The sequence below is a fragment of the Pseudomonas sp. G166 genome (assembly GCF_037027455.2).
Taxonomy (GTDB): Bacteria; Pseudomonadota; Gammaproteobacteria; order Pseudomonadales; family Pseudomonadaceae; genus Aquipseudomonas.
Genome location: NZ_CP146985.1, coordinates 4,789,335 through 4,801,277 on the forward strand (window position 1 = coordinate 4,789,335; position 11,943 = coordinate 4,801,277).

General features: G+C 59.8%; 14 protein-coding genes. All 14 read right to left on the reverse strand.

Annotated features, from left to right (window positions below; all coding sequences use genetic code 11):
* Positions 1 to 141: 141 nt before the first annotated feature.
* The 14 genes from SGN16_RS20950 to fabD all read right to left on the reverse strand — a co-directional run bounded on the left by SGN16_RS20950 (position 142) and on the right by fabD (position 11,880).
* Positions 142 to 702 (reverse strand): DUF1285 domain-containing protein, encoded by a 561-nt coding sequence (locus tag SGN16_RS20950; RefSeq protein ID WP_339101780.1) that lies wholly within the window; start codon positions 700 to 702, stop codon positions 142 to 144.
* A gap of 15 nt (positions 703 to 717) precedes the next feature.
* Positions 718 to 1,323 carry a DUF4823 domain-containing protein gene (locus SGN16_RS20955; RefSeq protein WP_210639803.1) on the reverse strand — a complete coding sequence of 202 codons (606 nt, stop codon included), beginning with the start codon at positions 1,321 to 1,323 and terminating at the stop codon, positions 718 to 720.
* Between the two features lie 134 nt (positions 1,324 to 1,457).
* Positions 1,458 to 2,426: a radical SAM protein gene (locus SGN16_RS20960; RefSeq protein WP_210639804.1), complete on the reverse strand. Its 969-nt coding sequence runs from the start codon at positions 2,424 to 2,426 to the stop codon at positions 1,458 to 1,460.
* A gap of 136 nt (positions 2,427 to 2,562) precedes the next feature.
* Positions 2,563 to 3,201: a TetR/AcrR family transcriptional regulator gene (locus SGN16_RS20965; protein WP_060741238.1), complete on the reverse strand. Its 639-nt coding sequence runs from the start codon at positions 3,199 to 3,201 to the stop codon at positions 2,563 to 2,565.
* A 384-nt stretch (positions 3,202 to 3,585) separates the two neighbouring features.
* On the reverse strand, positions 3,586 to 4,380 hold the full coding sequence (locus SGN16_RS20970) for a TatD family hydrolase (RefSeq protein ID WP_335945848.1): 795 nt from the start codon (positions 4,378 to 4,380) through the stop codon (positions 3,586 to 3,588).
* A gap of 12 nt (positions 4,381 to 4,392) precedes the next feature.
* On the reverse strand, positions 4,393 to 4,749 hold the full coding sequence (locus SGN16_RS20975) for a PilZ domain-containing protein (protein WP_135846462.1): 357 nt from the start codon (positions 4,747 to 4,749) through the stop codon (positions 4,393 to 4,395).
* A gap of 42 nt (positions 4,750 to 4,791) precedes the next feature.
* Positions 4,792 to 5,778 carry a DNA polymerase III subunit delta' gene (locus tag SGN16_RS20980; RefSeq protein ID WP_210639806.1) on the reverse strand — a complete coding sequence of 329 codons (987 nt, stop codon included), beginning with the start codon at positions 5,776 to 5,778 and terminating at the stop codon, positions 4,792 to 4,794.
* Positions 5,771 to 6,403 carry a dTMP kinase gene (gene tmk, locus SGN16_RS20985; RefSeq protein ID WP_335945849.1) on the reverse strand — a complete coding sequence of 211 codons (633 nt, stop codon included), beginning with the start codon at positions 6,401 to 6,403 and terminating at the stop codon, positions 5,771 to 5,773. Before tmk ends, SGN16_RS20980 begins: the two co-directional genes overlap by 8 nt.
* A 19-nt stretch (positions 6,404 to 6,422) precedes the next feature.
* Entirely contained in the window at positions 6,423 to 7,583 is a 1,161-nt protein-coding gene (gene mltG / locus SGN16_RS20990) for an endolytic transglycosylase MltG (RefSeq protein WP_210639808.1), read from the reverse strand.
* A 3-nt stretch (positions 7,584 to 7,586) separates the two neighbouring features.
* Positions 7,587 to 8,402, reverse strand: a complete 816-nt coding sequence (gene pabC / locus SGN16_RS20995) for an aminodeoxychorismate lyase (protein ID WP_335945850.1) — start codon at positions 8,400 to 8,402, stop codon at positions 7,587 to 7,589.
* The gene (gene fabF, locus SGN16_RS21000; protein ID WP_210639810.1) at positions 8,402 to 9,646 is read right to left on the reverse strand and encodes a beta-ketoacyl-ACP synthase II; all 1,245 of its coding nucleotides are present in this window, start codon (positions 9,644 to 9,646) and stop codon (positions 8,402 to 8,404) included. Before fabF ends, pabC begins: the two co-directional genes overlap by 1 nt.
* A gap of 108 nt (positions 9,647 to 9,754) precedes the next feature.
* Positions 9,755 to 9,991, reverse strand: a complete 237-nt coding sequence (gene acpP / locus SGN16_RS21005; protein WP_003175607.1) for an acyl carrier protein — start codon at positions 9,989 to 9,991, stop codon at positions 9,755 to 9,757.
* A 191-nt stretch (positions 9,992 to 10,182) separates the two neighbouring features.
* Positions 10,183 to 10,926 (reverse strand): 3-oxoacyl-ACP reductase FabG, encoded by a 744-nt coding sequence (gene fabG / locus SGN16_RS21010; RefSeq protein WP_335945854.1) that lies wholly within the window; start codon positions 10,924 to 10,926, stop codon positions 10,183 to 10,185.
* A 15-nt stretch (positions 10,927 to 10,941) separates the two neighbouring features.
* Positions 10,942 to 11,880 carry an ACP S-malonyltransferase gene (gene fabD, locus SGN16_RS21015; protein WP_210639812.1) on the reverse strand — a complete coding sequence of 313 codons (939 nt, stop codon included), beginning with the start codon at positions 11,878 to 11,880 and terminating at the stop codon, positions 10,942 to 10,944.
* Positions 11,881 to 11,943: the final 63 nt, after the last annotated feature.

An 11,943-nucleotide genomic window follows, 5' to 3' on the forward strand; every position in this document is an offset into this window, starting at 1 on the left:
AATCATCATACGATTGGGTGTCAATTTGAATTTTTCAGCTTCACCCCTGTGGGAGCGAGCTTGCTCGCGATAGCGGTGGGTCAGCTTAGGAGATGCTGATAATGATGCCGTCATCGCGAGCAAGCTCGCTCCCACAGGGAATCAGGGTTCCAGGCCTATAGGGAAAAACTCGCCGCCGCTCCACACCCCCAGCCACTTCTGCCCGTCGATCTCGCGACTGACCGCCAGCTCCACCAGTTGGTAGAACACATTGCGGTGAATCAGCGCTTCGAGGTTACTGCGCACATGTACGTACGGCGCAGGCTCCTGGGTCTGGGGATCGATCACCACGCGCAGCGGATGTTCGTCGCCAGCCTCAGTGGTTTCCTCGACATTGGTGGTGAAGCGCAACAACTGCCCTTCCCCCTGGCCTTCAACCTCAAGGGTCACGGCCACGAACGGCGCATCGTCGACCTTGATGCCGACTTTTTCCACGGGGGTGATCAGGAAGTAATCATCGCCATCGCGGCGGATGATGGTGGAGAACAGTTTGACCATCGGCTTGCGCCCGATCGGCGTGCCCAGGTAGTACCAGGTGCCATCACGGGCGATGCGCATGTCGATATCGCCGCAGAAGTCAGGGTTCCATAAGTGGACCGGCGGCAGGCCTTTGGTCTTGGGGATCTGCCCCAGCAAATCATTGGCTTTTTGCGGTCCGCTCATGGTGACTCCTTGTGTTTACTCGTCGCTCATCCCCAGCAGGCTGCGGGCATATTCACGCAACGGCGTGGCGATGAGGTCTTGTGGCTGCTTGTCGTGCAACGTCAGTAAACCGCCACGACTCTTGATACGCGCAGTATCAATCAAATACTGGGTGCTGGTCTCGATCAACATGATCTGAATCACGCTGGTATCCACACCCAGGCGATCCACGGCTTCTTCATCCTGCCATTCGTCGGTGTTGCCGATACGGTTATCGGCCTTGGCGAAGCGGGTGTAGAGCAAGTAGTGGGCACCGGCGGCACGGGCCTCGCCCATGGCTTGGTCGAGACCTTCGGGAACCCGGGCGCGACGGACCATGGGGAAATATTCGATGAAACCGTTAAAGGCTTCTTCGGCCACGACGTTGGGACGTGGATAGGCGCTACCTGGTGGAGCGAAGGCCCCCTGAGCGATGTAGATGAACGAGTCTGGCTGAATACGCAGGTTGTTTATACGACGGCTGTCGCTATGATCCAGCAGACCGGCGTCGCTCATGTGATAACGAACGCCCTCTCCCATGTCACTGACATTCATGCAGCCACCAAGCGCCAAAACGGCCAGCAGCAAAACCAGGCTACGCATCCTACCCTCCAAAAACCGGTGACGGAAAACCGGCGAATGGCCAGTGAATGCAGCTTTTGCGCCAGCTCATCGAAATACGGGGGTCAGACGGTTCCAAGTTGAATGAAAAATGGCTATCGCGGGCAAGCCTTCAGTCAGCCGCCGATGATTTTCATGATGGTCGCGCCGCCAGAGAACGCCACTTCCTGCTTATCCCCCAAGGCCTTGACCAGCAAGCGCTGTAGCGCCGGCAATGCCTGATGGCGAGGTTTATCCAAAAGGTCGCCGACGAAATGCCGGTTACTCGACGACAGGCAGCCATGCAACCAACCTGTAGAGGACAGCCGCAGCCGGGAGCAGGTACGGCAAAACGGCACGCTTTCGTTGGCGATCACGCCAAAGTGCCCAAGCCCAGGGATCTCGTAGCGTACCGCCGTGGCATCCACCGGCGCGTCGGCCTGCAGGTATTCGTATTGTTCGCCAATCAGGCTCAGCAGTTGTTGAAGACTGACGAACTGCTGCAAGAACGCGTTGGAGTCGCTGGCCAGGTGGCCCATGCGCATCAACTCGATAAAGCGCAACTCATAGCCGCGCGCCATGCAGTATTCGAGCAATGGCATTACCTGATCCAGGTTCTGCCCGCGCAACGGCACCATGTTGACCTTGATCTTCAACCCTGCCGCCCGGGCCTGGTCCATGCCATCGAGCACCGTCGCCAAATCACCGCCGCGGGCGATGCTGCGAAAGGCAGCGGGGTCCAAGGTGTCGAGGGAAACGTTGATCCGGCGGATACCGGCGTTTACCAGCAATGGCAGTTTTTTCGCCAGCAACTGACCGTTGGTGGTCAGGCTGATGTCTTCCAGGCCCATCTGCCCAACCGCCGTCATGAAGCTTTCAAGCTTGGGACTGACCAGTGGCTCGCCACCGGTGATGCGCAACCGCTCGATGCCAGCGGCTTCAATCAGATAAGCCACACCCCGCGCCATGGCCTCGGCCGACAGTTCATCCTGCGCAGCCACCAGCCGCTTGCCGTTGGGCACGCAATAGGTACAGGCGTAATTGCAGGCGGAAGTCAGGCTGATCCGCAAATTGCGGAAACGCCTGCCTTGACGGTCAACGATCATGGATCACTCCGGCGAAAGAAGAATCGGGCCCATGAAACTTGACCTTTAAATCAAGTTTTCGCAAGACCCAAGCCTGAGTATATTCCTGGGGCACTGCGCCATGTAAGCGGACATGGCGCAATAAGGCATCTGAATGTCAGTTGCTGGGGACGTCGGTATCGCGCTTGCGCTTGTTGCCCATGCGCACGCCAATGTCCATCAGGAACTGGAAGAAGCCTTCCTGATCTTCCAGCACGTTACTCCAGAAGGGCGAGTGATACAGCGCCACCGCGCCGTGCACCAACGCCCAGGCCGCGCAGTAATGGAAGTAAGGCGGCACATCTTCGAGCTTGCCTTCGCTGATCCGGCCCTTGATCAGCAGGGTCAGGCGTTCGAAGTTCGAGGCACGGATCTTGTGCAACTCCTCGACCATCTCCGGCACCTGGTTGCCCTTGACCACCTTCTCTTCCAGGCGATCGAACAAGCGGTAACGCTGCGGGTCGCGCATGCGGAACTCGAAGTAGGCCCGAGACAGGGCTTCCTTGTCCTTGTCCACATCAGCCGAATGCAGCAGCTCGTTCAAATCGCGCTCGTAATCGAGCATCAGGCGCAGGTAGATCTCGGCCTTGGATTTGAAATGTTTATAGATCGTGCCTTTGCCGATACCCACGGCATCCGCAATCATCTCGACGGTGACACTGTCTTCACCTTGGTCGAGGAACAACTTGAGCGCGGTGTCGAGAATTTCCTGCTCGCGGCGACGAAACTCACGGACCTTACGGGGTTCTTTGTGCATAAGAAAAAGGTCTGAAGGGTCAAAATTCGAAGCCGGGTATTATGCCTAACTTACGCAAAAATGCACGGATCATCCGTTCTCGGCCATCGTTCTTCGGAAAACCGTGCTGGCCCGACTCCCCACTTTTCACACTATCACCCCGTACCGGCAAGCTTTGGCGACAGTGAGAACTTATCCGAAGCGAGCGTATTCCAAATTTGTTTAAAAACCGTCCCGGCCAGACTGGACGCGTTGTGATACTGATCAATACTTGAACTGTCGGGGCGACATCTCCCCCAAGTGACGCACCGATAAAGGTACCAACGGACCGCGTGCCTTTGTTTTACTCCTAATGGTCTTAACCCGGATTCACCCCCCAGAACCCGGGTTTTTTTTGCGTGGAATTCAGGCCTGCATCGGCCGCACATGGGCCAGCGGAAACAATTTCTTAAAATTTTCCGTGGTCTGTTCGGCGAACCGCTCGTAAGACTCACCGCGCAACATCGCCAGAAACTCCGCTACCTCCCGGACGTATTGCGGAAGGTTCGGCTTGCCGCGATACGGAATCGGCGCCAGGTACGGTGAGTCGGTTTCCACCAGCAGGCGATCGGCGGGCACTTTACTGGCCACGTCCCGCAGCGCGTCGGCATTGCGGAACGTGACAATGCCGGAAAGGGAAATGTAATAACCCATGTCCAGCGCAGCCTTGGCCATGTCCCAGTCTTCGGTGAAGCAATGCAGCACACCGGCCTGGGGCAGCGCAGCGTCACGCAGCAAGGCCAAGGTATCGGCCCGGGCGCCCCGGGTGTGGATGATCACCGGTTTACCGGTCTGTTGCGCGGCCTCCAGGTGCAGCCGGAACGAGGCCTGCTGCACTTCGGCGGCTTGCGGCTCGTAGTGATAGTCCAGGCCGGTTTCGCCGATGGCGACCACCCGTGGGTGGTCCAGCTCACGCAACAGCCAGTCGAGGGCCGGTGTGGCATCGGGCTGGACATCCAGCGGATGGATACCGACCGAACAATCGACATCTTCATAGCGCTCAGCCAGCGCCTTGACGTCGGCGGCGTTGTCGGCACTGACCCCGATGCACAGGAAGTGCCCGACACCCCGTTGGCGGGCAGCGTCCAGCGCAGCATCCAGGGAGCCGTCATGGGCGGCGAGGTCGAGGCGGTCAAGGTGGCAATGGGAATCTACAAGCATAAAGGGCCGGGGCTACATCGTATGGGTGGGACGGTCGGACTTCAGGGTTCCGGCCAGGTGGGTTTCGATCTGATTGCGGGCCACATTGTCGCCGTCATTGAACTGCACGCCAACGCCAGCGGCACGGTTGCCCTGGGCACCTTTGGGGGTCATCCAGATCACCTTGCCGGCAACCGGGATCTTCTCCGGCTCATCCATCAGGCTCAACAGCATGAACACCTCATCGCCCAGGCGATAATTCTTGTTGGTGGGAATGAACAGGCCGCCGTTCTTGATGAAGGGCATGTAGGCGGCGTAAAGCACCGACTTATCCTTGATCGTCAGGGACAGGATGCCATTGCGTGGCCCAGGACTGACAGGTTCGTTCATGCTGATCTCCGCTGCAATTGAGCTGAGTTTAGGCCGTGTCTGTCAGTTTCGACCAGGCAAACTCGCCCACTGCACCAACAGCGCCTCGAGCAGCAACACCCGATTGAGATTCGCCTTGCTCAGCACCTTCTGACGTTGGGCAAGAATCCAGTCCTGAATGTTCAAGATTTTGTCCTGGCTGCTTTTTTGCGCCAGGTACTGGATCACCTTGCGCATGTCCGCCAACCCCAGGCCGGCCTCGTCCTCGGTGAGCTGGTAGCGCAGGATCAGGCTCGACCAGTCGCAAAACCAGTCAAACAGCAACAACAACGGGATGGCATTCCAGCCTTCAGCCAGTTGCGTCGGGGATTGCTGCTGCTTGAGCAGTTTTTTCACACCGTCCACCACCAACGCCCGCTGCTCGCGCACGCCCTGGGCTTGCAGGCTGACAGCCGCCAAGGGCGACCCGGCAGCCAGGGTCAGCAATTCGATACGTTCTTCATCGGAGCTGTCGGGCAAAGCCTGGGCCAGCCATTGCAGACTCATCGCCTCGCTCGGCAGCGGGCAGGCCTGTTGCACACAACGGCTCTTGATCGTTGGCAGCAAACGGCTCGGCTGGTGGCTGACCAACAACAGTACGGTGTCGCCGGAAGGCTCTTCCAGACTCTTGAGCAAGGCGTTGGCGGCATTGATGTTCATCGACTCGACCGGCTCGATCAGCACCACTTTGCGCCCCCCCATCTGTGCGGTCTGGACCACGAAGCTGACCAGGTCACGCACCTGGTCGACCTTGATTGCCTTGTCGGCCTCTTCCGGCTCCAGTACGTAATTGTCGGGATGGCTGCCAGCCTTGAGCAGCAGGCAGGACTTGCATTCACCACAGGCGTTCGAGACTCCCGGACGTTGGCACAGCAGGCTGGCCATCAGGCGTTCAGCCAGCGCTCGCTTGCCAATGCCGACCGGGCCGTGCAGCAGATAGGCATGGGCATGCTGGGCACGACCGGCAAGCTGCTGCCAGAGGCCGTCCTGCCAGGGATAGGCTTCAGCCACGGGCACGCTCCAGCAAACGCGGCAGCAAGCTGTCCAGGGACTGCTGGACCTGCGTCAGCGGTTGAGCGGCGTCGATCAACAGGTATCGCGCTGGATCGGCCTTGGCACGACTCAGGAAGGCATTGCGCACCGCGTTGAAAAAATCCTGGCCCTCGAGCTCAAAACGGTCCAAGCGCCCCCGGGCGCTGGCACGGGCCAGGCCGATTTCCACCGGTAGATCGAACACCAGGGTCAGGTCCGGTCGCAGGTCGCCCTGGACGAAGGTCTCCAGCGCGGCGATACGCTCCAGGGACAGGCCCCGACCACCGCCCTGATAGGCGTAGGTGGAATCGGTAAAACGGTCGCAGAGCACCACCGCGCCACGGGCCAGCGCCGGGCGAATCACTTCGGCCAAATGCTGCGCCCGCGCCGCGAACACCAGCAATAGCTCGGTGTCGGGATTCATGACTTCTTCAATTGGCGCCAGCAGCACCTCGCGAATCCGCTCGGCCAGCGGCGTGCCGCCGGGTTCGCGGGTCAGTACCACCTCGATGCCGGCGGCCCGCAGGCGTTCGGCCAAGTATTCGCGGTTGGTGCTCTTGCCGGCGCCTTCGGGGCCTTCGAGCGTTATAAACAAGCCAGTCACAGGCGATCCTTAATCAAAGTCATTGCGCGCTCGGCGGCTCGCTGGCATTCGGTTCCGGGGCAGGTTGCTCTGCAGGTACCTGGGGCACAGCCTCGGGCGCGGTATCGGGCGATGCGGCGGGAATCGGCGCCTGCTCGTCCGGCGTGGCCGGAGCCGGGCTGGAGCGATAGTCAGCGCGACGCTTGAGTTGGAATTCACGCACGGCGTTGTTGTGCGCGTCCAGGTCATCGGAGAACACGTGGCTGCCATCACCGCGGGCGACAAAGTAAAGGCTGTTCCCCGACGCGGGGTTCAACGCCGCGTGAATCGCCTCGCGCCCCACCATCGCAATCGGCGTTGGTGGCAGGCCCGGAATCAAATAGGTGTTGTACGGATTTTCTTCTTTGAGATGGGCACGGGTGAGCTTGCCCGTGTAGCGCTCGCCCAAACCGTAGATCACCGTGGGGTCGGTTTGCAGCAGCATGCCCAGGCGCATGCGCCGCACGAACACGCCGGCGATCTGCCCACGCTCCTGGGGCACACCGGTTTCCTTTTCCACCAAGGACGCCATGATCAGGGCCTGATAGGGTTGGGTATAAGGTACATCGGCGGCACGCTGCTCCCACTCTCTGGCCAGCACATCTTCCAGTCGGTCATAGGCTTTTTTCAGCAGGTCGGCATCCGATGTACCGCGCACAAAGCGATAGGTGTCCGGAAAAAACCGGCCCTCGGGAAATACCCCAGAATGACCAAGACGCTCCATCACCTGGCTGTCGCTCAGGCCGGTGAGGGTCTGCTGGAGTTTTTCATCCTTGGCCAGCGCCGCACGGACCTGACGGAAGTTCCAGCCTTCCACCAGCGTCACGCTGTACTGCACCACATCCCCGCGTTTCCAGACACCGATCAGGCCTTCCATCGTCATGCCTGGGACCATCCGATATTCACCGGAGTGCAATGGCTGGTCGGCGAGATTGAAGCGCCAATAGACCCGCAACCAGAAGGCGTCCTTGATCAGGCCGTCGGCTTCGAGGCGCTTGAGGGTTCCGGTCGGGGTGGTCCCGTTGGGTACGTCCAGCAGTTCTTCCTGGGTGATGTTCAGCGGCTGTAGCAGCGCCGAATGGATTTTCCAGGCCGAAGCGCCCAACAACAGCCCTGCCAGAACCAGTCCGGTTTCCAGCAGCAGCAAGAATTTACGTCTCACGAATCAAACATCCAATAGCGCGCGGGCAAGGGTCTGCAGTTTACGGGTGAGCGGCCCAACCGACCAGCGCGTCGAACCACATGCGAACACTGGCCACACGCCATAAACGCTGTTGCAGACGAAGACTTCATCGGCCTGTTGCAGTTGTTCGAGGCTAATGTCAGTGATTTGCGTGGCAATGCCTTGAGACTCGGCTTGAAACAATAATTCTGCACGCATCACGCCGGCCACGCCGCAACGGCTCAGATCCGCTGTGACCAACACACCGTCGCGCACCAGGAACAGGTTGCTGAAGACACCTTCGATCACCCGTCCGGACGTATCCAGCATCAAGCCTTCGGCATGTTCCGAGTCGGCCCATTCAGCACGGGCCAGCACTTGTTCAAGGCGATTGAGATGTTTGAGGCCGGCGAGCAAGGGCTGCTCGGACAAGCGCACGGTGCAAGGAAACAGGCGAATGCCTTGTTCGGCGTGGGCCGCGGGATAAGCGGCCGACGGGCTCCCTTGCAGGATGCGCCGGGCCGTGGCCGAGGGATCAGCGGCATAACCGCGCAAGCTGTCCCCACGGGTCACGATCAGCTTCAGCACGCCGTCGCCCAGGCACCGAGCGTAGGCACCCAGCTCAGTACTCAACGCGGTCATGTCGACCTTGAGCGCCAAGCGCCGGCAACCTGCTTCCAGGCGTTGCAGATGACGGTCCAGCAACACTGGCCCGCCCTTGCGCACAGCGATGGTTTCAAACAACCCATCGCCGTAAGCCAGGCCGCGATCTTTCAGCGACAGGACGTCGGCCGGTTGACCGTCGACCCAGCTTTCCATCAACCGGCGAACCGGCGGAACACCAGCGAGCCGTTGGTCCCACCAAAGCCGAAGGAGTTGGACAACACCACATCGATGTCCATGCCGCGGGCGGTGTGCGGCACGAAGTCCAGGTCGCAGCCTTCGTCCGGCTCATCGAGGTTGATGGTCGGCGGCGCGGTCTGGCTGTTGATCGCCAGGACGCTGAAGATCGCTTCCACCGCCCCTGCCGCACCCAGCAGGTGACCGGTCATGGACTTGGTCGAGCTGACCGCCAGCTTGTAGGCGTGCTCGCCGAACACGGTCTTGATCGCCTGGGCTTCGGCCAAATCGCCAGCCGGGGTCGAAGTGCCGTGGGCATTGATGTACTGGACCTGCTCACCGTTGATTTTCGCGTCACGCAAGGCGTTGGCGATACAACGGGCAGCACCGGCACCGTCGGCCGGTGGCGACGTCATGTGGTAGGCGTCGCCACTGGTACCAAAGCCGATCAGTTCGGCATAGATGGTCGCACCACGTGCCTTGGCATGTTCCAGCTCTTCAAGTACCAACGCACCGGCACCGTCGGACAGCACAAAGCCATCGCGCCCCTTGTCCCACGGGCGGCTCGCCCGGGCCGGTTCATCGTTGCGGGTGGACAACGCACGGGAGGCACCGAAGCCACCCATGCCCAAGCCGCAAGCTGCCATTTCGGCGCCGCCGGCAATCATCACGTCGGCTTCGTCGTACATGATGTTGCGCGCGGCCATGCCGATGCAGTGGGTCCCGGTGGTGCACGCCGTGGCAATGGCGTAGTTAGGTCCCTGGGCACCCAGGTGGATGGACAGGAAACCGGAAATCATGTTGATGATCGAGCCCGGTACAAAGAACGGAGAAATCCGTCGCGGCCCCGACTCGTGCAGCGTGCGGCTGGTTTCCTCGATATTGGTCAGACCGCCAATACCCGAGCCCATGGCCACGCCGATGCGTTCACGGTTGGCATCGGTGACTTCCAGGCCAGCGTTACGCACCGCCTGGAAACCGGCTGCCAGGCCGTATTGAATGAACAGGTCAAGTTTGCGGGCTTCCTTGACCGACAGGTATTCCTCGACATTGAAGCCCTTTACCGAGCCGCCAAAACGGGTGGAATAGGCAGAAAGGTCGGTGTGTTCGATCAGACCAATGCCACTGCGGCCAGCCAGAATGCCCTGCCAGCTGCTTGGCACATCCGTGCCCAGTGGCGACAACATACCCATACCGGTGACTACGACGCGTCTACGCGACACAGCACTCTCCTTTTTCTAATGACGACTTTGCATCAGGCCTAAAGAAAAAACCGCACGCCGTGATGGCAGTGCGGTTTTTCCATGACAGCTAGCGACGACTAAAAACAATTACGCCTGGTGGCTGGTAACGTAGTCGATAGCAGCTTGTACAGTAGTGATCTTCTCAGCTTCTTCGTCAGGGATTTCGGTCTCGAATTCCTCTTCCAGAGCCATCACCAGCTCAACGGTGTCAAGGGAGTCGGCACCCAGGTCTTCAACGAAGGAAGCGGTGTTCACAACTTCTTCTTCTTTAACGCCCAGTTGCTCGGCAACGATTTTCTTGACGCGCTCTTCGATGGTGCTCATACCTTGTTTTCACTCCTAATGGACAAATTCAGGCAGCTGGCCGGTGGGTAAGTGTATAGAAGAACTTTTCGGTTTTTCAACCGAAAGCTTCACTCCTCAAACCCCGCGGCCCGCCGTCTATAAATTGATTGCAGCTTTATAACGGATTTTAGACAGCTCGTATGACATTTTTTTGAAGCAATCCGTCACATTTAACTCATGTACATCCCGCCGTTTACCGGGATTGTAGCCCCGGTCACGTATGCCGCACCGTCCGATGCAAGAAAAGCGACCACAGACGCGATTTCTTGAGCTTGCCCCAGACGACCCAGCGGAATTTGTGTCTGCAATGCTTCACGCTGTGCTTCCGGCAGTTCACGGGTCATGTCGGTGTCGATAAAACCCGGGGCTACCGAGTTTACCGTAATCGAGCGCGAACCCACTTCACGCGCCAGTGCACGGCTGAAACCTTCCAGACCGGCCTTCGCCGCAGCATAGTTTACTTGGCCTGCGTTGCCCATGGCACCCACAACCGAACCAATACTGATAATTCGCCCCCAACGAGCCTTGGTCATGCCGCGCAGAACCCCCTTGGACAGCCGGTACAGGCTGTTCAGGTTGGTGTCGATCACGTCGAACCATTCGTCATCTTTCATGCGCATCATCAAGTTATCGCGGGTGATACCGGCATTATTGACCAGGATCGCCGGCGCGCCGAACTGCTCCTGAATGCTTGCCAACACCGCCGCAACAGATTCGTCGCTGGTGACATTCAATTCCAGGCCGGTGCCTTGAATATCGTTTTCCTTCAGGGTCGCGGCGATGCGCTCGGCGCCCGAAGCGGAAGTCGCGGTGCCCACGACGATGGCGCCTTGACGACCCAGTTCCAGGGCAATGGCCTGGCCGATGCCACGGCTTGCACCGGTCACCAGTGCAACTTTACCTTGCAGACTCATGCAAGCTTCTCCTGTTCAGGCTTGTGCTGCACGGGTGGCAGCGAAAGCGTCTGGGGTATTGAGGTTGGAAGTCGATACGCCTTCGGCGCAGCGTTTGTTCAGACCGGCCAGCACTTTGCCAGGGCCGCACTCGACCAGTTCGGTCGCGCCCTTGGCTGCCAGGGTCTGCACCGATTCGACCCAACGAACCGGTTTGTAGAGTTGTTCCAGCAGGTCGCGCTTGAGGGTCTCGAGATCCGCCGCGACATTGGCGCTGACGTTCTGCACCACGGGAATCTGTGGCGCCTGCCAATCGATGGCGGCGATGGACTCGGCAAAACGCTCAGCGGCCGGGCGCATCAGTTCACAGTGCGACGGCACGCTGACCGGTAGCGGCATGGCGCGCTTGGCACCACGAGCCTTGCAACCTTCGATGGCGCGCTCGACAGCAGCCTTGGCACCGGCGATCACCACCTGGCCCGGCGAGTTGAAGTTGACCGCGCTGACCACATCACCTTGAGCGGCTTCGGCACAGGCTGCCAGCACATCGGCATCTTCCAGGCCGAGGATCGCGGCCATGCCGCCCTGCCCGGCCGGAACAGCCTCCTGCATCAGTTGGCCACGACGCTCCACCAGCTTCACCGCATCGCCCAGGCTCAGGCTGCCGGCTGCCACGAGGGCGCTGTATTCGCCCAGGCTGTGACCGGCGACAAACGCCGGGCGCGCGCCACCCTCAGCCAGCCACAGACGCCAGAGCGCGATCGAGGCGGTCAGGATGGCCGGCTGGGTTTTATCGGTTTGATTGAGTTGCTCTTCCGGCCCTTGCTGGGTCAGCGCCCACAGGTCGTAGCCGAGTGCATCGGAAGCTTCTTTGAATGTTTCGAGGATCAGCGGGTATTGCGCGCCCAGCTCGGCCAGCATGCCGAGGGACTGCGAACCCTGTCCTGGAAAGACGAATGCGAGGGAAGCAGACATGAAAACAAAGCCCCTAATGATCTTGTCGTCAAAAATTGACGCCCCTGGGGGCGCTAGGAAACT

Bases quoted from the DNA above. Each gene is read 5' to 3' on its own strand.
- SGN16_RS20950 (WP_339101780.1), bottom strand. From the start codon at position 702: ATGAGCGGACCGCAAAAAGCCAATGATTTGCTGGGGCAGATCCCCAAG.
- SGN16_RS20955 (WP_210639803.1), bottom strand. From the start codon at position 1,323: ATGCGTAGCCTGGTTTTGCTGCTGGCCGTTTTGGCGCTTGGTGGCTGC.
- SGN16_RS20960 (WP_210639804.1), bottom strand. From the start codon at position 2,426: ATGATCGTTGACCGTCAAGGCAGGCGTTTCCGCAATTTGCGGATCAGC.
- SGN16_RS20965 (WP_060741238.1), bottom strand. From the start codon at position 3,201: ATGCACAAAGAACCCCGTAAGGTCCGTGAGTTTCGTCGCCGCGAGCAG.
- SGN16_RS20970 (WP_335945848.1), bottom strand. From the start codon at position 4,380: ATGCTTGTAGATTCCCATTGCCACCTTGACCGCCTCGACCTCGCCGCC.
- SGN16_RS20975 (WP_135846462.1), bottom strand. From the start codon at position 4,749: ATGAACGAACCTGTCAGTCCTGGGCCACGCAATGGCATCCTGTCCCTG.
- pabC (WP_335945850.1), bottom strand. From the start codon at position 8,402: ATGGAAAGCTGGGTCGACGGTCAACCGGCCGACGTCCTGTCGCTGAAA.
- acpP (WP_003175607.1), bottom strand. From the start codon at position 9,991: ATGAGCACCATCGAAGAGCGCGTCAAGAAAATCGTTGCCGAGCAACTG.
- fabG (WP_335945854.1), bottom strand. From the start codon at position 10,926: ATGAGTCTGCAAGGTAAAGTTGCACTGGTGACCGGTGCAAGCCGTGGC.
- fabD (WP_210639812.1), bottom strand. From the start codon at position 11,880: ATGTCTGCTTCCCTCGCATTCGTCTTTCCAGGACAGGGTTCGCAGTCC.